The sequence below is a fragment of the Enterococcus sp. AMC1251 genome (assembly GCF_058216535.1).
Genome location: NZ_CM177098.1, coordinates 1,210,697 through 1,230,007, shown reverse-complemented (window position 1 = coordinate 1,230,007; position 19,311 = coordinate 1,210,697). Strand labels below are relative to the sequence as shown.

General features: G+C 36.9%; 20 protein-coding genes. All 20 read right to left on the bottom strand.

Translation table 11 applies throughout. The features are described 5' to 3' along the window. Positions 1-14: 14 nt before the first annotated feature. A complete protein-coding gene (gltA, locus tag AC4BBR_RS05680) occupies positions 15-1,442 on the bottom strand; it encodes an NADPH-dependent glutamate synthase (protein ID WP_490461587.1) in 1,428 nt (475 codons plus the stop codon). Further along, positions 1,435-2,274: a sulfide/dihydroorotate dehydrogenase-like FAD/NAD-binding protein gene (locus AC4BBR_RS05675; protein WP_490461586.1), complete on the bottom strand. Its 840-nt coding sequence runs from the start codon at positions 2,272-2,274 to the stop codon at positions 1,435-1,437. Before AC4BBR_RS05675 ends, gltA begins: the two co-directional genes overlap by 8 nt. Before the next feature lie 64 nt (positions 2,275-2,338). Further along, positions 2,339-2,782, bottom strand: a complete 444-nt coding sequence (locus tag AC4BBR_RS05670; RefSeq protein ID WP_490461585.1) for a flavodoxin — start codon at positions 2,780-2,782, stop codon at positions 2,339-2,341. A 297-nt stretch (positions 2,783-3,079) separates the two neighbouring features. After that, positions 3,080-3,910: a selenium-dependent molybdenum cofactor biosynthesis protein YqeB gene (gene yqeB, locus AC4BBR_RS05665; protein WP_490461584.1), complete on the bottom strand. Its 831-nt coding sequence runs from the start codon at positions 3,908-3,910 to the stop codon at positions 3,080-3,082. Then, complete coding sequence (gene yqeC, locus AC4BBR_RS05660; RefSeq protein WP_490461583.1) at positions 3,898-4,629, bottom strand: selenium cofactor biosynthesis protein YqeC; 732 nt, start codon at positions 4,627-4,629, stop codon at positions 3,898-3,900. The genes yqeB and yqeC overlap by 13 nt, the downstream gene beginning before the upstream one ends. Next, on the bottom strand, positions 4,617-4,877 hold the full coding sequence (locus AC4BBR_RS05655; RefSeq protein WP_490461582.1) for a putative Se/S carrier protein: 261 nt from the start codon (positions 4,875-4,877) through the stop codon (positions 4,617-4,619). Before AC4BBR_RS05655 ends, yqeC begins: the two co-directional genes overlap by 13 nt. Before the next feature lie 18 nt (positions 4,878-4,895). After that, positions 4,896-5,486, bottom strand: a complete 591-nt coding sequence (gene yedF / locus AC4BBR_RS05650; RefSeq protein WP_490461581.1) for a sulfurtransferase-like selenium metabolism protein YedF — start codon at positions 5,484-5,486, stop codon at positions 4,896-4,898. A gap of 16 nt (positions 5,487-5,502) precedes the next feature. Continuing rightward, complete coding sequence (selD, locus tag AC4BBR_RS05645) at positions 5,503-6,525, bottom strand: selenide, water dikinase SelD (protein WP_490461580.1); 1,023 nt, start codon at positions 6,523-6,525, stop codon at positions 5,503-5,505. A gap of 18 nt (positions 6,526-6,543) precedes the next feature. Continuing rightward, positions 6,544-7,695 carry a selenocysteine lyase SclA gene (gene sclA, locus AC4BBR_RS05640; protein WP_490461579.1) on the bottom strand — a complete coding sequence of 384 codons (1,152 nt, stop codon included), beginning with the start codon at positions 7,693-7,695 and terminating at the stop codon, positions 6,544-6,546. After that, positions 7,643-8,296, bottom strand: a complete 654-nt coding sequence (locus tag AC4BBR_RS05635; RefSeq protein WP_490461578.1) for an NTP transferase domain-containing protein — start codon at positions 8,294-8,296, stop codon at positions 7,643-7,645. Before AC4BBR_RS05635 ends, sclA begins: the two co-directional genes overlap by 53 nt. Before the next feature lie 195 nt (positions 8,297-8,491). Beyond that, entirely contained in the window at positions 8,492-11,068 is a 2,577-nt protein-coding gene (gene xdh / locus AC4BBR_RS05630; RefSeq protein ID WP_490461577.1) for a selenium-dependent xanthine dehydrogenase, read from the bottom strand. Positions 11,069-11,223: 155 nt separating this feature from the next. After that, the gene (locus tag AC4BBR_RS05625) at positions 11,224-12,309 is read right to left on the bottom strand and encodes an ABC transporter substrate-binding protein (RefSeq protein ID WP_490461576.1); all 1,086 of its coding nucleotides are present in this window, start codon (positions 12,307-12,309) and stop codon (positions 11,224-11,226) included. A gap of 2 nt (positions 12,310-12,311) precedes the next feature. Further along, a complete protein-coding gene (locus AC4BBR_RS05620) occupies positions 12,312-13,103 on the bottom strand; it encodes an ABC transporter ATP-binding protein (RefSeq protein WP_490461575.1) in 792 nt (263 codons plus the stop codon). A 15-nt stretch (positions 13,104-13,118) separates the two neighbouring features. Beyond that, the gene (locus tag AC4BBR_RS05615) at positions 13,119-14,150 is read right to left on the bottom strand and encodes a FecCD family ABC transporter permease (protein ID WP_490461574.1); all 1,032 of its coding nucleotides are present in this window, start codon (positions 14,148-14,150) and stop codon (positions 13,119-13,121) included. A 26-nt stretch (positions 14,151-14,176) separates the two neighbouring features. Continuing rightward, a complete protein-coding gene (locus tag AC4BBR_RS05610) occupies positions 14,177-15,193 on the bottom strand; it encodes an XdhC family protein (RefSeq protein WP_490461573.1) in 1,017 nt (338 codons plus the stop codon). Further along, positions 15,190-15,576 (bottom strand): winged helix-turn-helix domain-containing protein, encoded by a 387-nt coding sequence (locus tag AC4BBR_RS05605; protein ID WP_490461572.1) that lies wholly within the window; start codon positions 15,574-15,576, stop codon positions 15,190-15,192. The genes AC4BBR_RS05610 and AC4BBR_RS05605 overlap by 4 nt, the downstream gene beginning before the upstream one ends. A 51-nt stretch (positions 15,577-15,627) precedes the next feature. Continuing rightward, positions 15,628-16,215 carry a nucleoside-triphosphatase gene (locus AC4BBR_RS05600; protein WP_490461571.1) on the bottom strand — a complete coding sequence of 196 codons (588 nt, stop codon included), beginning with the start codon at positions 16,213-16,215 and terminating at the stop codon, positions 15,628-15,630. Positions 16,216-16,322: 107 nt separating this feature from the next. After that, complete coding sequence (locus AC4BBR_RS05595) at positions 16,323-17,642, bottom strand: nucleobase:cation symporter-2 family protein (RefSeq protein WP_490461570.1); 1,320 nt, start codon at positions 17,640-17,642, stop codon at positions 16,323-16,325. A gap of 98 nt (positions 17,643-17,740) precedes the next feature. After that, a complete protein-coding gene (locus tag AC4BBR_RS05590; protein WP_490461569.1) occupies positions 17,741-18,121 on the bottom strand; it encodes a RidA family protein in 381 nt (126 codons plus the stop codon). 30 nt (positions 18,122-18,151) lie between these two features. After that, positions 18,152-19,090, bottom strand: a complete 939-nt coding sequence (arcC, locus tag AC4BBR_RS05585) for a carbamate kinase (protein WP_490461568.1) — start codon at positions 19,088-19,090, stop codon at positions 18,152-18,154. Positions 19,091-19,311 lie beyond the last annotated feature (221 nt).

Here is a 19,311-nt window from a genome sequence, read left to right as displayed (position 1 = left end):
CCTTTTATCTTTCCTCAGACTTTTGTTGTTACGGGTATTTTCTTTTTTTCACGTACATAATTATCGATTTCTACAGCAGCAACTTTTCCAGCACCCATAGCTAAAATTACTGTTGCTGCGCCTGTAACGATATCTCCACCAGCAAAAACGCCTGGAATCGATGTTTCTCCCGTTTTTGGATCCGCCTCAATGTACCCCCATTTTGTTAATTTAAGTTCTGGGAAAGTGGATAACAACACTTTATTGGACCCTTGACCGATTGCTTCGATCACTGTGTCAGCTTTGATAATAAATTCACTATTTTTGATTGGAACAGGGCGCCTACGTCCTGATTCATCTGGTTCACCAAGTGCCATTTTGGTGCATTTGACGCCACTTAAATCACCTGTTCCGTTATTCATATATTCAATTGGATTTGTCAGCCAATAATAATCGATATCTTCTTCAATAGAATGATGATACTCTTCGATTCTTGCTGGTAATTCCTCAAGTGATCTACGGTAAACAATACTTACATGCTCCGCACCTAAGCGTTTGGCTGAACGTGCTGCATCCATTGCAACATTGCCACCACCGATTACAACAACATTCTTTGATTGTTTGATTGGTGTGTCATATTTTGGAAACTCATAACTATGCATTAAATTAATCCGTGTTAAATATTCACTAGAAGAATATACACCATTTAGTGCGGTTCCAGAGATGCCCATAAAATTTGGCGCACCTGCTCCAACTGAAATGTAACAAGCATCAAAATCGGTCATGATCTCGTCCATTGTAATCGTCTTCCCTATTACAACATTAGTTTCGATCTTTACACCTAATGCCTCAATACTTTCGATTTCTTTTTTTACGATTCGCTTTGGCAGTCTAAATTCTGGAATACCATACGTTAACACACCGCCAGAATCATGCAACGCTTCGTACACAATGACGTCATAATTTAGCTTAGCTAAATCTCCAGCTACAGTTAAGCCAGATGGACCGGAACCAATAACGGCGATTCTACCTAGTTTTGGGTGGTCATTTTGAATAAGCTTAGTAAAGTCTTGGTTTTCTAAAGCCCAATCTGCTACTAAACGCTCTAGTTTTCCAATCGCTACTGCCTCAAAATTTTTAGCCATCCCGAGTTTGCAAACTTGCTCACATTGTTTTTCCTGTGGACACACTCTGCCGCAAATTGCTGGAAGATTAGTGTATTTTCCTAAAACATCGGCAGCTTTTTGCATATCTCCTTCTTTAATAGCAAGTATAAACCCAGGAATATCAATCATTACAGGACAGCTAGCAATACAAGGAGCATTTTTACATTGTAGACAGCGAAGCGCTTCTTCTTGACCTTCTTCTATCGTATAACCTAAACATACTTCATCAAAATTTGATTTTCGAACAGCTGGTTCTTGCTCTGCAATTGGTGTTTTGCTTCTGCTTTTTCTAGCCATGATTGGTCACCTGCGCTTTTTGATAATCCGCTAAACAAGTTTCTTCTTCTGTAGTGTATTGCTTCATTCGGCTAATAAACTCATCCCAATTGACCTCGGTTCCCTTAAATTCTGGACCATCCACACAGGCAAATTTAATACTACCGTCGATCGTTACTCGACAACCACCACACATACCTGTTCCATCAATCATAATCGGATTAAGCGATACGTATATTGGTAAATCATATCTTTTAGCCGTCATGGTACAAAATTTCATCATTAAACTCGGTCCAATCGCCCAACTGCAGTTGACCGTTTCTTTGGCAATCACTTGTTCCATCGCCTCAGTAACAAGACCTTTCATACCAAGAGTTCCATCATCTGTAGTGATTATTAATTCATCAGAATATTTACTACATTCATCTTTGAGAATCACTAATTCAGCTGTTTTGGCCCCAAGAATCGTAATCACTCGATTCCCCGCTATTTTCAATCCTCTAACGATTGGTAATATTGCCGCAATACCGACACCACCGCCGACAATCATCACAGTGCCATAATTTTTTATTTCTGTTGGCATTCCAAGTGGTCCTGTTAAGTCTAAAACTGAATCACCCGTACTAAGTTTACCAAGTTCCGCTGTTGTTTTACCGATGACTTGAAAAACTAATCGAATAGTTCCTTTTTCAGGATTAACTTCTGCAATCGTTAATGGAATTCGTTCGCCAATCTCACTGATGCGCAAAATAATAAATTGTCCTGGCTGAGCTTTATTTGCAATTAGAGGTGCATCAATCCAAAAATCATATTCATTTTTAGAAAGTTGTTCACTTTTTGTTATCTTATACATATGTGTTACCGCTAATGAATGACTTCATTCATTTTTCCTTCTTTCATATGATATCAGTATTTAATTACAATCCTACTGTCAGTTCTTGAACAAATTTTTTCAGAGATTCAACATCTTCATCTTCTGCATTGTTTTCAATTTCAACCGTTTTTGCAACTTTTTTTGCTCCAGCTTTTTCTAATGCCGCAACAAAATCATGGGCCGATTTACAAAATAGGTCACCGTATTCTCGATCACCAGAACCGACAACACCAAAAATTTTTCCAGCTAAATCTTTTTCCTCTAACTCATCGTAGAAATCTTCAAATTCAAATGGTAATTCACCATCTCCATATGTGTACGTAGCAATCACACACGCATCAGCATCATCAAAAAAGTCAACATCGACTTCTGAGCATTCTTCTCTTTCCACCTCAAAACCTGCTTCTTGAACAGTGCTTTCTAAAATTTCTGAAATCTCTTCTGTATTACCTGTCATACTTGCATAAACGATTTTTACTAATGCCATATTTACTCATCCTTTCATCTTTTTTTGCAAATTATTATAAAGTACAAAAAGCAACCTTGTAACCCTTCTCATTCTTCTCGTACTTAATATCTTTAAATCTATGTAGCTATAGAATCTGTTATAGATACTTTCATTAAGTTACTTTTTTCACATAGTTCAAAAAAAGAATTAAGCGCTTTCTATTTTTCGAAACTGAATCGTGTTAAAACTTCACTTATACTATACCACAAACTTATCAATCGCAACAATATTTTTTAGTCAAAAAAAATATTTTTAAGTCCAGGTGTTTCTACTTTTCTAAAATATATTTTTTTCACACCCCAACCAAAATACTGCCTCTAAAACAGCTCCTCCTATTGCTCGAGCTTTATCAGATATCGTGAAACAATCCACTTGTTCTGCTGGACGAGGATCGACATCGCAACATTTTAAACCTTTTTGACATTCTACTTTGTCTGAGATCAGCCCTCTTACCACACCGTCCAATGGAGAGCAGACAGCAACACTATCTATATAGAAAAGAATTTCTCCTTTTTCTACAGAATCTCCAATTTTTTTTACGTGCTTAACCTGTCCTGCTACTGGAGAGTGCACAACACGTTCAGCACTTTTCCCACCTATTTCTCCAGGTATTCCAGTATTAGGTATTGCTGTTCCTTTAAAATATATTCGCCCTAAATGATGACCTCTCATCGTTTCTATCACCACATCGACATCTTCAGCAGCAGAAAATCCTGGACCTAAAGCAATCGTAATTGGCGCCATTGTTTTCTTTGTGCCTAAATTCTTTTTAGCTAAAATGGCATCAACTAAAATGGTTGGTTTTAGTTTCACTAAGGAGCTTGCTTCAGCATCGATCAACAGGGGAATTTTATTTTTCCGCCAAAGTTTTTGACATTCCGATAGCGAAGAAACAAACACCGCTTCTACGTCTTCTACTTGTTGAGATCCTAGAAAAATAGCTGTACACAAAGACACTGTGCGACGAATGGCTAAAGGTTTAGCCGTTTCTAAAATAACTACTTTGAATCCTGCATGAACTAATTTTTGAATAACACCCGTAGCTAAATCACCGCCACCACGAACCACAACAACCGTTTCTTCAATTCGTTGCTTTACTTTTCCCATAGGATGACCCCTTTCTCTGTATGAATATTGCAGGCGATTACTTTACTTAATCGTTTCAACAACATATGAGGCAACAAGTACAACACTTTTTTTGCCTGAATCAATTGCTCAGGCGTTTCTACTTGATTAATACATAAAATTCGATTTCCTCGGCTTTTTGACCATAAGCCCGTGGGACAGGAAATGATTTCAGCTAATGTATTTTCTTTTATTGCTTCTCCTTCGACTGTACCCGTTGCACGCAAAAAAAGAGGTAAACGGTGAACAGTCATTTGATCGATAGTTTTTCCCAAAACAGAAATTGGGATGACGCCAACTGTTATTGTGGTTTCTGGTAATATAACGGGTTCGAATGTTTCCCAACCTTTCAAAGGGAGTTGTTTAGACCCGTCGGCTTCTATAAATGCTTTGTCAAAAAATGGAAGTATTCTTTCTAAAACTGTCTGAGGAAGTGAGCTTAACTTATAGCCATTAGCAGTAGGAGTTCCAGCTAGCGTGATTCCCAGCCCCTCTCTGTTCAAATTTGACAACCTTCCATCATAAAAATAGTCATACGGACGATTTAGAGGATACCCTATTTTGGTCGTTGTACTAACTAAAACATTTTGCTGACAATAATATTTAGCTAGATACCACATCAGACTTGTTTTTCCTCCACTGCCGATTAGTGAAACTACTTGCTTTCCTTGAAAAGCAAAGCAGTCGCTCAGAGAGTCCATGGTAGATACCTCTTTTCGCTGTTATTTTCTTCAAATATTTGAAAAATTTTCTCAATTACTACTTTTTCATCGTCTAAATATCTTTGTCCCTTAGCAACATTCTGTCCAGCAATTCTTAAACAAATACCGCAAAAGTCTCCTAAATTAGTTGGTAACGCCATTACTGATACAGGAATCTCATTCTTAATTAATATTTTTTCGCCATGAATGGCGTAATGGGTATTTTGAAACGTTAAAAGATAGTCCATTTTTCCCACCTCATCAAGTTAGAAGTTTATAACTTTTTTTGCTTGTGCCATTACTTCAGATATTCGATACATATTTGTTACTTCTCCGATTGCTAAGGTATCTTTGATCTGATAAAAATCTAAACATGCACCGCAAGTACTGATTTGTGTCCCTTTGTCTAGTAAAACAGATAAATCTTTTAAAGCATTGGAATCTTGAGTGGTTAGGTATGCGCCACTATTGAAAAATAAAAGATGTTCAGGTGGCACCTCTAATTCAGTTAGAGAATACATATAGCTTTTCAATAATATTTCGCCTAAATCAGGATCGCCGTCTCCCATCGTTTTTTTGCTAAAAGTAATGACTAATTCATGATCCGATCCCTCTATTTTCGTTTGTTCTTCGTTACTAGGTACAACAATTTCAACCGTAAAAATATCCTTTTCTGGATTACGACTGGTCATTTCTACTCCTAAACTAACAGCCATTTTTTTGATATTTTCCACAGCTATTTCATTGTCAACTGTAACTGTAACTATCCCTCCTTCTTTTTTTGTTTCTCGAATGGCTTTTTTTGTTTCAATTACTGGAATGGGACACGGTTTTCCTATAGCATTGACGTTTCTCATCGCTATTCCTTCTTTCTCATACAATAATGATTGACTGATCTAGCTCTTTTTCGTAAACTTCGCCAATAATTGCTGCAACTGGATCTCCTTTTTGGATTTCTTCAAGACATTCTTTGGCATTTTTTGACGCAACACTGATTAGTAAGCCGCCAGAAGTTTGAGGATCAAACAAAAGCTCCTGAAACGCTGATGAAACTGATGTTACATCAATTTTATTCGCTACAAATTGCCGATTTCTCTGACCTGCTGCTGTTGCTAAAAATTCTTCAGCATAGTCATATGCTTCTGGTAACAGTGGTAATTGTTCTGTGTCAATAACCATGGTGACTGTTTCTCCAGCCATTTCTAACGCATGAATCAATAACCCAAATCCTGTTACGTCCGTACACGCATGAACAGGAAAATCTTTCAACTTTTGAGCAGCATATTTATTTAATCGCTCCATCGAAGCAATTGCCGTTTTTTCTGCTATTGCAGAGGCTAAACCTCCTCTAGATGCCGATTGAATGAGTCCAACACCTAAAGCTTTAGTAAGAATTAAAACATCTCCTATTCTCGGTGTATTGTTGCGAATAATTCTACGCGGATCGATTTTCCCGGTCACCGCTAAACCATACTTAGGCTCATGATCATAGATCGAATGTCCCCCAGCCAATGAAGCTTGTGCTTCTTTAAGTTTTTCTGCACCACCGATGAGTATTTCTGAAAGCTTCTGTTTATCCATTTTTTCTGGAAAACAAACTAAATTTAAAGCAAAAAGTACCTCTCCTCCCATTGCATAAACGTCACTCATCGCATTAGCAGCAGCAATCCTCCCAAAAGTACGAGGATCTTCTACCATGGGCGAGAAAAAGTCAACAGTAGAAATCAATGCCAACTCTTCTGATACTTGGTAAACAGCAGCGTCATCTGATGTTTCAAATCCTACTAATAGATTTTCGTCAGAAAATTTAGGTAACGTATTCAAAAAAACAGGTAACTCTTTTGGGTCAATCTTAGCGCCACACCCTCCAGATGTACATTGTGATAAAAAATCCATTGACTTACTCCTTTACGTTTATTCCGATAAAAGTTCCTTTAATGCTTTCAATGTATAATCGATTTCATCGTTTGTTGTCGTCCAACCAAAACTAAAACGAACCGCTCCGCTTTTTAATGTTCCTGCAGTTTGATGCGCAAGAGGTGCACAATGTAATCCAGATCGGGTAATGATTTGATAACGATCAAATAATAGCTGGGAAAGTTCTCCTGCGTCAAACTTTGAAGATGTGATAGAGACGACAGGTACTATTTTTGTTGGGTCTTTGTTTCCTATAATCGCAACAGGTAATGCTCTTAAACCTAGTAGAAAACGTGTTGTCACAGCTCGTTCATGGCTTGCGATATTTTCTAAACCGAGCTTTTTGATCTGTTCAAGTGAGCTTTTAAGACTTAAAATCCCCATGATATTTAAAGTTCCCGCTTCAAATTTATCTGGCAAAAAATTTGGTTGTTCAAAATCAGCTGAAGCACTTCCAGTTCCTCCACTCAACCAAGGATCAAGCTTTTCAACCATATTTTGAGCTAAAACAAATCCTCCAATTCCAGAAAGTCCTAGCAAGCTTTTGTGTCCTGTAAATGCCAAAATATCGATCTGCATTTCTGTTATATTAATTGGCAAAAATCCAGCTGTTTGAGCACTATCTAAAACTGTGATAATTCCGTAAGCTTTTGCAATCTTAAAACAGTCTTTTACAGGTAAAATCGTTCCTAGAACATTTGAAGCATGTGTCATCACCATCACTTTTGTTTCAGGTCGAATAATTGATTCGATTTGACTTGGATCAAGCTGACCATCTGATGAGCAATGTAGATGCGTCACGGAAATATTCTGGTGTTTTTCCAGCAAATAAAGGGGTCTGGCGACAGCATTATGCTCTACCCCAGTTGTTATAACATGGTCACCTGATTTTAATAAACCATTTAGAATCATATTTAACGAAGTCGTTGCATTCGCTGTAAAAATGATATGCGCTGGATCGGGCGCGTGAAAAAACGCGGCTAAAGACTGGCGAGTATCAAAAATCAATTCAAGTTCCTCAATATTTTGAGAACTACGATTCGTATTTGAATTATTATTTGCTTCCAAAAATTGACACAATTCTTGAACAGTATCTTCAAATTTTCGGTTTGAAGTCGCTGCATGGTTCAAATAAACTGGCAAGTTCATTTTTACTTCCTTTCTCACTTTCTTTCATACTGTAATTGCTTAATCTTTCATAGTCTTCTGGTGTATCAATATCCATCAAACATTCTGGATCGTTGACATGGATTTTACGCCAAGCCTCTGGATGACTATTGCGAACTGCTCTCCCTCCATTCTTACCTGTAACTTTTAGCAATTCTGATCTAAATTTTTCACCAAAGAAAATGGGGCTACACGGTTCCCACTTTTGATCAATCGGAAAAACAATTGACTCTTTCGAATACGCAGAAAATAGCGATTCGAACAATTTTAGATTTAATAAAGGCTGATCAATTGGCAGGTAGAGATATCCTTCTCCTGAAGCAGCTTTTGTCCCCAAACGGACACTTGCACTTTGTCCTTTTTTGGCTTCTGTATTCTGAATAACTTTCAAATCTTTCGAAAGTGTTAATCCTTGCACATTTTCGGGGGAAATAACTACTATTCGTTCAAAAAAATCAACTTCATTTGAAAGCTTTAATATATGTTCTAAAAATGTTTCCCCTCGATAATTAAGAAAAAGTTTATTCGTTCCCATTCTTGTAGAAAATCCCGAAGCCATAATAATTGCGCTGATTTTAAGCATTAATGTTGCTCCTTTTTCCCTGTTCGACGAAAGGGATAAGAGTTTAACTCCTTCTTAAATAAGAAAGAGCTGCTTCTGCTCCCGACGTTTATTCGGATTCTAGATGATTGGGTTGTACTCCGTAGAGTAATGTCCCCATCACCTCTTCTGCACCTTTTACTAATCACTTTTTTAGCACATCACAGAATTATTTGATTATTTTTTCTTCTTTTGATAGAAAGTATCTTCCATCGGCAATGTCGGTCTTAATTTTCCGTCTAGCGCATAATAAGCGCCAGCTATTGCTGGTGCTGTAGGAATCGTTGCTAGTTCCCCTACCCCTTTAATGCCATAAGCTAGTCCGTCATGTATATTTTTTGCTTGAACCAAAATTGTTTCAATTGGAGGTACTTGAGCAGCATTTAATAAACCTAGCGTAGCGTATTTTGCTTTAACATATCCATCTTCTAGAATAAATTTTTCTGTCAGTGCATACCCCATCCCCATTACAATACCACCTTCAATTTGTCCTTCAGCGGCTTTCGGATTAACTACTTGTCCCATATCATAAGCTGCCACGAATTTTTCGACTTTTCCTTTGTCATCCAAAATTGCTACCTCGGATGCATAACCATATCCTGCATGACTTACAGGACTTTTTTTGTCATTGATCAACGGATCTGTTTTAGCTGAATATTCTCCGTAAAATTCTTGTCCTTCTAAATCTGATAACGTTCGTCCCATATCAAGCTCATAACGTAATTGCATGGCAGCTCTTCTCGTTGCTTCACCGGTAAATAAAGACTGTCTGGAAGCTGTTGTGGTACCGGAATCTGGTGTTCTTCGGGTATCAGGTGCTTCGGCGATAATCATTTCCGGAGGCAAATCTAACGTTTCACAAGCTACTTGGGTCGTCACTGTCGCCATTCCTTGACCAATACAAGCTGCACTAGTTCTTACATGAACTTTGCCACTTTCAACTGAAACAATACACCGACCAACATCAGATAAACCAACACCGATTCCACTATTTTTAAAGAAACAAGAAATCCCAGCAATTTCAGCATTCTCATAGGCTTCTTTAACAGCTAATAATGTTTCTTCTAAAGCAGCATTTTTTGAAACTAATTGTCCATTTGGTAATGAATCTCCCTGTCTAACAGCATTTTTATACCGAATATCCCATTGTGATATCCCGACTTTCTCCGCTAATAAGTTAAGGTTACTTTCAATAGCAAATGCTGTTTGGCACACACCAAAACCTCTAAAAGCACCAGCAGGAGGGTTGTTTGTATAAACGGCAAATCCTTCTACATCAATATGTTGATATTTATAAGGACCTGCCGCATGTGTACAAGCTCGTTGAAGAACAGGACCACCTAACGATGCATACGCACCAGTATCCGCGTAAATCACTGCTTTCATAGCAGTTAAGTTCCCTTCAGCATCACAGCCAGTAGTAAAATCCATTTCCATCCCGTGACGTTTTGGATGGATCATTAAGCTCTCTTGGCGACTAAGTAAAACTTTTACTGGTTTTTTTAAGCACCAAGCTGCAAGGGCAGCATGATGTTGCACACTCATATCTTCTTTTCCACCAAATCCTCCACCGACTAATTTAGCTTGGACGTGGATGTGTTCTTTTTCAACACCCAACATTCGAGCAACTTCACGCTGCTCATCATAAATACTTTGGCCAGCACTATAAAGTAAAATTCCCGAATCACCTTCTGGCATTGCAATCGCGCACTCTGGCTCCATAAAGGCATGTTCATTGATAGGAACTGAATAATGTTGAGTAACAACATGTTTTGATACAGCTAATTGTTCATCAGCATTTCCGCGAATAAGATGTTCATGAGATAAAATATTGCCTGCTTCGTGAATCCTTGGTGCGTCATTTTTTAAAGCTTCTTCACAAGAAGTCATAGGTGTAAGCTCTTCATAAGTCACTTCCACCAACGATTTGATTTCTTCCAACGCTTCTTTATCTTGCGATACAGCTAAAGCAATTGCATCGCCAACATAACGAGTAATTTCACCTTCTGGTATCATAACATCCCAATCTGAGATAAACTCTAAGTGACCGATTTTATTGTTTCCAGGAATATCTTTTGCTGTTAGCACAGTAACGCATTTAGGGTGATCAATCGCTTTAGTTATATCGATTTTCAGCACTTTTGCTCTTGGATATGCACTGCGAACAGCTGACGCATGAAACATCCCTTCAATAATGATATCGTCAACGTAAAGTCCTGTTCCCAATGTTTTCTCCACTGCATCCACGCGTTGGAACTCTTCTCCTAATTTTCCGTTTGAATGTTCTTTTGGAATGCTCAGATTTTCACGAAGCATCTTAGCTGCCAACTGAATAGCTTCAACAATTTTTACGTAACCGGTACAGCGACAAATATTTCCACGAATCGCTTTTCGTATTTCTTCATCACTGGGATCTTCTTTTTTATTCAGTAACCCATGAGCCGAAATAACAATCCCTGGTATACAATATCCACATTGAACAGCACCTGTTTTGGCAAATGCATAAGCATAAACATCTTTTTGACGCTGATTCAAACCTTCAATAGTGACAACTTCTTTTCCTTCTAGCTTCTCTAAACTAAATAAACAAGCTTTGGAAGCCCTTCCATTTATTAATACCGAACAAGCACCACAGGAACCCTGGTTACAGCCATCTTTCGTTCCAGTCAGTTTTACATCTTCCCGAAGAAAATCCATTAACTTCTTATTAGTGTCACAGGTCTCCGTCTTTCCATTTACTATTAATGAATACATTTTTTTTACACCTCAATTTCTGTTATAATTATAGCTTTTAATCACTATGATTATATCATAAATTTACGGTCTTAAAATTATTTTTTAGCAAAAAATATTTTTTTGTTTACAACCTCCACTTTTCAGCAATATGCCTCTATTACATAAACATATGTTTACTCAGCATTTTCAAGAATTATCTTCACTTGTTCTGGGGTTAACACCACATGATAAAACAAGTCGTAAAATTCTTTGACTGAGTCTTGAATATTTAGTTTGTAATGTTCTGGATAAACTAATTGCCCTAACCACTCTATTCCTAAAATCCGATTTACTGATGGAGGATCTCCCATAAAATTATATGGTACTGTCGGTACTTGATAGACTTTACCTTCTTTTACCGCAGTTAATTCCTGCCAAGATTCATCTGTTTTGATTAGGTCAAAAATATTTTTTGACTCAGCTAAAATGTACTCAGGCTGCCACTGGATAAGTTGCTCCATTGAAACAACTGAGCCTCCACCTTTTGAACCAACATCAATGCCTGTTGCGGCATTTTTGGCACCTATTTCATCAATTACTTGAGCATGAAATGATCCTTTTGCATTTGTATTTAATCCGGCATTTCCAGATGCGTAATAGATACTTTTTTGCTCAGATTCCTTTAGTACAGAGCGGACTCTACCTGCCTGTTTTAAACTATTTTGACAATATTCACTAAGTTTATCAGTCTCTTTTTCATTTCCAAGTAATTCTCCAAGTTTTTTATAAGTTTCGGGCATATTTCTTAAGTTTGCCTCGATGAAAACAGTGGGAATATTGATTTGGTCTTGCAATTTATTCATGTCTTCTTTTACTGTTTTTTTTGCTTCACCAATATCGATAATCACATCTGGTTCAGCCACGCTCAATGCCTCCATATTTAAGTTAGCATTTTTCCCATAGAATTGACCAAACATCGGTAACTTTTGATATTTTTTATCAATAAATTCTTTTGCTTCTGTTGAAAACGGGGTGGCTAGACCGATTAGTAAATCTGGTGAGCTAGTATACAGCACGATTTGGGCTAACGAACCTGAGGGCGCAATTTTCTTGATTTGAGTCGGTACGGTTACTTCTCGTCCTGCCGAATCCTTAAAGGTACGTGTTTCTGCTGCCTGTTTTTGTTCAGTTTCATTGACTTTTTTGTCGTTAGTTGAACAACCAATCGTCACCGCGATGGTCAACCCCAATACTAAACACAACCATGTCTTCTTTTTCATTACTATTCATCCTCTCTTTTCGCTACGCTTTTTCTCGTTGCCAAACAAAAGCTTTGTTCATATGACGCTAATTCATGAACAGTAATTGGTACGTGATACGTTGCTTCTAATTGTTGGCTTGTTAATATATCTTTTGGATTTCCTTGCAATAACTGACCTTCTTGTAAAACTAAAACATAATCTGCATATTGAAGGGCATGATTTGGATCATGAGAGGATTGAATAATCAAGTAACCTTGCGCCGTCAGTTTTTGAATCATTTCTAAGACTATGATTTGATTACCATAATCAAGATTAGCACACGGCTCATCCATAAGAATGATCCTACTTTGCTGAGCGACTGAACGGGCAATGATTGTCAGTTGTTGCTCTCCTCCGCTGATTTGTGAATAAATCTGATTTTTTAAATGTACAATATTTAGTGCCTCCAAAGCGGATTCAGCTAATTGCTTTTCAGCTAGTCCAGGCTGTTGATAGCTTTTTAATCTAGCAGTTGTTCCCATCAAAACCATTTCAAAGACGGTAAAATGAAAGACTCCTCGTTGTTTTTGAGGAATATAAGAAATAGATTTAGAAAGCTCACTTCTTGAATAGGTTTGAATTAAGTGATTCTTGATCGTGATACTTCCAGAACTAGGTTTCAATATTCTTAGCAAACACTTAAACAGTGTACTTTTCCCCACACCATTTTTTCCTAATAGGCAAACAGATTGCCCATAATCAAGCTTGAAAGAAATATTCTTCAATATTTTTTTTTGCCTATACGCAAATGCTAAATCGATTACTTCTAACATAAGAACTCCTCTAACTCATTCTTTAACAGAACGATTATTTTTAATAATTAATAGTAGGAAAATTGGTGCACCAATAAATGAAGTTAAAATCCCAATTGGTATCTCGCTTGTGGAAATTAATCGAGAAAAATCATCCACAAATAATAAAAAAGTACCACCTAAGATCGCTGTTAAAGGAATACTGTAGCGATAATCACTACCAACGAGCATCCTTGAAAAATGTGGTACAACCAATCCCACCCAGCCAATCATCCCACTGACAGATACCGCGCTTGCAGTAATTAAAGTTGCTGATAAAATCAAGATCACTCTTAAAATACCACTATTTACACCTAAACTTAATGCCTCTTCTTCTCCTAAAGAAATAACATTCAAACGCCATCGCAATAAAAAGATCGGAATCATCCCCACTAAAATTACCGGCGCCGCAAAAGTAATATTTTGCCTATTGATCGACGATAAACTGCCCATCAACCAATACGTAATCGCTGGTAATGTATTGGTCGGATCTCCCACTAGTTTTAAAAAAGAAACTGCTGAGGAAAACAAAGAACCAACCATCATTCCAATCAAAACCATAGTCAAAGCCGAATTCGTTCGTAAAAGTTTGGTTATTAAAAGAACAGCAAACACAGCCAATAATCCGGAAATAAAAGATAGCGAAATTATTTGTTCATAGGTTAATGAAAAAAACAAGCCAATAGCTGCTCCAAATGCAGCACCTTGTGAAGCCCCTAAAACATCTTGTGAGATCATTGGATTTTGAAATAATGCTTGATACGTTGCACCTGCCACAGAGATCCCGCTACCGATGACTACCGCCATAATGATCCTTGGAAAACGAATCTTAAATAAAATCGTTTCAACTTGATGACTCCACGTTTGTTCAGATGAGACTAATTTATTTAGAACTGCTCGAAAAAAATCTTCCATTTCAATCGGAAACTTACCTAAGAAAAAAGAAATTATAAACACAAGCAGAAAAAGGAAAAGCGATCCTAAAGTAATGATTTTTTTCTGTTTTATTGTCGACTGTTTGCCTGCCATTAAACTCACTCCTATTTACCCAAATTCTATCTCGTTACATCGAACCGCTTTTGTATTAATTCTCCTGCAACACTAATTGCAAGCTCAGCGGGTGTTTGAGCTTTTATTTTTAATCCGATGGGCATATTAATTCGTTCGATTTCTTCTAATGAACAGCCACTTTCTTTCAATTTGCTAATTTGTACAGCAATTTTTTGCTTACTGCCCATCACACCAATGTAATTTGCTGGCGTTTCCAATAATTGCTTCGTCAAAAGAAAATCAAATTGATGACCACGCGTCATGACAATAGCATAATCTGATTTGGTAATTTTGATTGAGTCTGTAATATTGTATAAATCGATGACTAGCCGCTGATCCGCATCAGGAAAAACCGCTTCTGTTAAAAAGTGTTCACGATCATCTAAAACAATACAATAAAAATCTAATGTTTTTAAAACTGGAACCAACGCTTGTGCCACATGACCACTACCAAATACAAAAACTTTTCCTACTTGAATCAATGACTCAATTGAATAACGTCTGCCATCGACCATAACTTGCAACATTCCAGATTCAAACGTTGCCTCTTCTAACTCAACTGGCAGCTCTCCAATTAGTCCCGTTTTTACACTATACAAACCAAAACCATTTGCTCCACTAGCATTTATTTCAGTAATCAACCAACATTGCTGATTGTTATCAAAATGCCTCATAATTTCTCTACAAACAGCATAAATTACAGGATTTTTCCAGGAAATATATTGAAAAAAGAGTTCAACGTTACCGCCGCAAATCATTCCTAAATCTGCAATGTCATTCGGTGCCAAAATAAATTTTTCGGCTTTAGATATTTGCGCGTCCAAAACTTCTTTCGCAATTTTTTCTGCACGAAATTCAACTGCACCACCGCCGATTGTTCCAACTATTCGTCCAGCTACTCCAACTAACATACGAGCACCAGCTCTTCTTGGAGTTGATCCCGAACTTGCTGTGATTGTAATTAAAACTGTGTCTTCTTTTTGTTTCATCGCTTCGCTTAATTGTAGAAAAAGTTCTCTCATTCTCTTTCCTCCAACTCTAGTACTTCTGAATGCGATTCATCACTAAAAATTTCTAAAAAATATTGATTCGTAATTTGATACGTCTTTTTTTGAAAAAGTAGAAACTTTTTTGTTAAACATTTTCCTTGATTTGTAACAGTCGAACCTCCACCGTTACTGCCGCCCACACTCTTATTGATTAGCGAGTAACCTAACTCTTGCTCGGCTTTTTTTATCATCCGCCATGCTTTGTTATAAGACATGCGCATTTGTTTGGCAGCTGTATTTAATGACCCTGTTTGAGAAATCCGTTGTAGTAATTCAACCACACCAGGACCAAAAAAAATTCGATTTGTTCGTAATTTCAAGTTCAGTGTATAATTAAATGCTTCTTCTTCCTTCATTTCAAGCCCTTCTTTCGTTGTACTTCAAATAGATAACGGCTGCTAAAAAGATTATTTTTCCAAAAATTCAAGTAGCAGTTTTTTGATTTTAGAATGATTATGTTCAGTTAATGTTAAAATTTGTCCGTCATTTTTGAGAATTTCTTGTTTTAGTAGTATTCTTTGTTTATCTATAGATAACTTTTCTGTCATCTGTTGCTTTTGTTGTTGATAATTTGCTTCTGATTTAAATACGCCAACGATTTTTCTTGGTTGTTGAATTAATGTTAAAAGCTCCGAAGTAAATGTCTTAGCTAAAAGCTCTATTCCACCTATTTCATCAAATAGAATGACATCCGTTGTGCGGATTTTAGCTTCTTCTAGTATACTTTTACCAAATAGTTCGAATACATTTAAATTTCTTATTCGTCGACCATTTTTATTTTCAATAAAACAATGGTCAGAAATTATTGCTTGCTCAGTATTTTTTTGAAACCATTCTCTTGCGGCTCTTAATTCAAAACCAACAATCTGACCTTCACTATTCATTCTACGTTTTACATAAAAACCACTGACTGATCTATTTGTCATACGTATGGTTTCTTGTAGTAAAGTAGATTTCCCAATAAATTTATCACCTTCTAGAAAAAAATTCTTCATTTTTTATTTTCCTTTACTAAGCTGATTTCTTTATAAAAATAATGCAAAAGACAAATCAGTTTATTCCTTTATCTTTTGCATCGTTTTTAAAGAAAAAATCTTGACTATTATTCGATCGCTACTTGTTTTCCTTCTTTTAGCAACATATTCAAAATAACTGCAACAATCGTTGTTAAAATCACTTCTGAGTTGCCAAATATCGTGGTTACCCAAGACGGAAAACCATTTAAACACCCAACAGACAATGTCACTCCAATTCCGAAAGCTAAGGAAAGTCCTACCACACCAGTATTTCTAGGGGTCAATTCCTGAGAAGAAATCATTCGAATCCCTGTCATTGAAATTGATGCAAAAACAGAAACCGTTGCCCCGCCAATTACCGCATAAGGAATGGTTGTCAAAATGGATGCAATTTTAGGGACAAATCCTGCAACCAATAAAACCAATGAAGCAAAAACCATGACATATTTATTGATTACCCTAGTTACCGTAACTAACCCGACATTTTGACCAAATGTCGCTACTGGTACGGAACCAAAAAAACTACCAAAAAAATTAGAGAAACCGCTTCCTATAATGCCGCCAGATAGTTCCTTATCTGTTGGTTCCCGATCCATCGCCCCAACCGTCGTTGCAGTAAACTGACCAATTGCTTGAACCGCATCGACAACAAACATAACAACTAAAGTCAAGATCGGGACAATTTGAAAATCCAAACCAAAGTAAAGTGGTGTGATCACTTGAAAGACTGAAGCTTCTTTAACTGGGGTAAAATTGACCATACCTAAAACTAATGAAACAATATAGCCAATAATCATCCCATTTAAAATAGATGATAATTTAAGAAAGCCTTTTGAAAAATAATTAAAATAAAAGACTACAGCAAAAGTCAGTAAAGCAACCAGCCAATTTTGCACAGATCCAAAATCTCGACTAGCAGCTCCGCCAGCCATATATTTGATTGCAACCGGAAAAAGAGATAAACCAATACTTAAAATAACTGTACCAGTTACGAGTGGCGGAAATAATATTCGAATTTTTTTTATAGATAAGCCAACTAAAATAACTAAAATACTACCGACTAACTGAGCACCAAAAATTGCTGCAATCCCGAAATCTCCTCCAATAGCTATTAAGATCGGCACATAAGCAAAACTAGCACCCATCATTACTGGCAACCTTGAACCAACTTTCCCAAAAATTGGAAAAAGCTGAATCAACGTTGCTACAGCAGAAAAGATCAAGGAGGTTTGAATCATAATTGTCGTGTCTCCTGAACTTAACTTGCAAATTTTTGCAATCATGATTCCGGGTGTGACGATTCCAACCACTGCTGCTACTACATGTTGTAATCCCATAGGAATAGCTTCTTTAATCGATAACCTCGCATCGTAATCAAACAATGCATTTTCTTCTTTTTCACTCATAGGCAAGTTTCCTTCTTCACTTATTATTTTAAAAAGGACTGCACTTATTCGAGTTTTTAAATCCGCAACCCTTTTTTAATCGGAAAGCTCTCAAAAATTTAACTTTTGACTGCGATTGCTTCTACTTCAAAAAGTCCGTTTTTTGGTAATTCAGCAACTTCCACACATGAGCGCGCGGGAAGTGTTTTAGAAAAGTATTTTCCATAAATATCGTTGATTTTAGCGAAATCTGACATATTTTTTAAGAATACTGTTGTTTTTACAACGTTATCATACGTCATATCTGTTTCTTTTAAAATTTCTCCTAAATTCATTAAAGCTTGCTCTGCTTGTTGTTCCACCGTTTCTTTCATTTCTCCACTTACAGGATCTAACCCTAATTGACCGGAAATGTATTGTGTTTGCCCAGCTAAAACTGAATGGGAATAAGGTCCTACAGCAGCTGGTGCTTTTGTTGCGTTAACCATTTTGTTTGTCATCGACTCACTCCTTCTCTTGATTCTTTTGGTTTATTGTTCAATAATCGTTCCTGTCTTCCCAAGGATTCCGTCTTTTGCTTTTTCTAATAAAGTAATCAATGTTTTACGTCCTGGCTTTGATTCTGCAAACTGAATCGCTGCTTCAACTTTTGGCAACATGGAGCCTGGCGCAAATTGTCCGTCCGCAGCATGCTTTTTCATTTCTTTTATTGAAACTTGACTTAATTCTTTTTGTGTTGGTTTGCCAAAATCCACACAAACTTTTTCCACTGCGGTCAAAATTATCAGTAAATCTGCATTCACTTGTTCAGCTAACAACTCGCTACAGAAATCTTTATCAATCACAGCTGCAATTCCACTTAAATGATTCTCTTTTTTCACAACTGGAATGCCACCACCGCCACAAGCTATCACTGTTTGTCCTGAATCAACAAGCAAATTGATTGTCTGAATTTCAACTATTTCTTTAGGTTTAGGTGAAGCTACGACTTGGCGATAACCACGACCAGAATCCTCAACAACTATTACTTGTTTTTCTTTCACAAGTTTATCTGCTTCGTTTTTAGACATAAACCGTCCAATTGGTTTGGCAGGATGGTCAAAGGCTGGATCTTTTGGATCAACGGCTACTTGTGTAATCACAGTGCCAACTGATTGTTCTATTTTACGACTTAACAGTTCTTCTCTTAATGCGTTTTGTAAGTCATAACCAATGTAACTTTGACTCATCGCTACACAAACAGACAAAGGAATTGTTGGATATTTCGTTGGATCACTTAATGAAAGTTCTTCCATCGCCAATTGGATCATGCCCACTTGAGGACCATTTCCATGTGACAAGATAACTTCGTATCCTGCTTCGATCAAATCTACAATGGCTTTCGATGTTTCTTTAACTGCGGTCATTTGTTCTGTTAAATTATCGCCTAGCGCATTTCCGCCAAGAGCGACTACGACTCGTTTTACCATTCAACGGCTCACCTCATTTTCAATTTATGGTTATTCTTATTACTTAATTATTTTAAAAGCAAGATGCTTTCTCTAAACAAATCACGTTGAAATCATTAAGTAAAAACTGCTCTTTGCATGAAGTAGTTAGAATCTTAGAATAGCAGATCCTTTTTAAGCCAGTTTTATGCTTAACTAGTAGTATTATAAATGGACTTGGAAAGGTCTTATTATTATTTTCG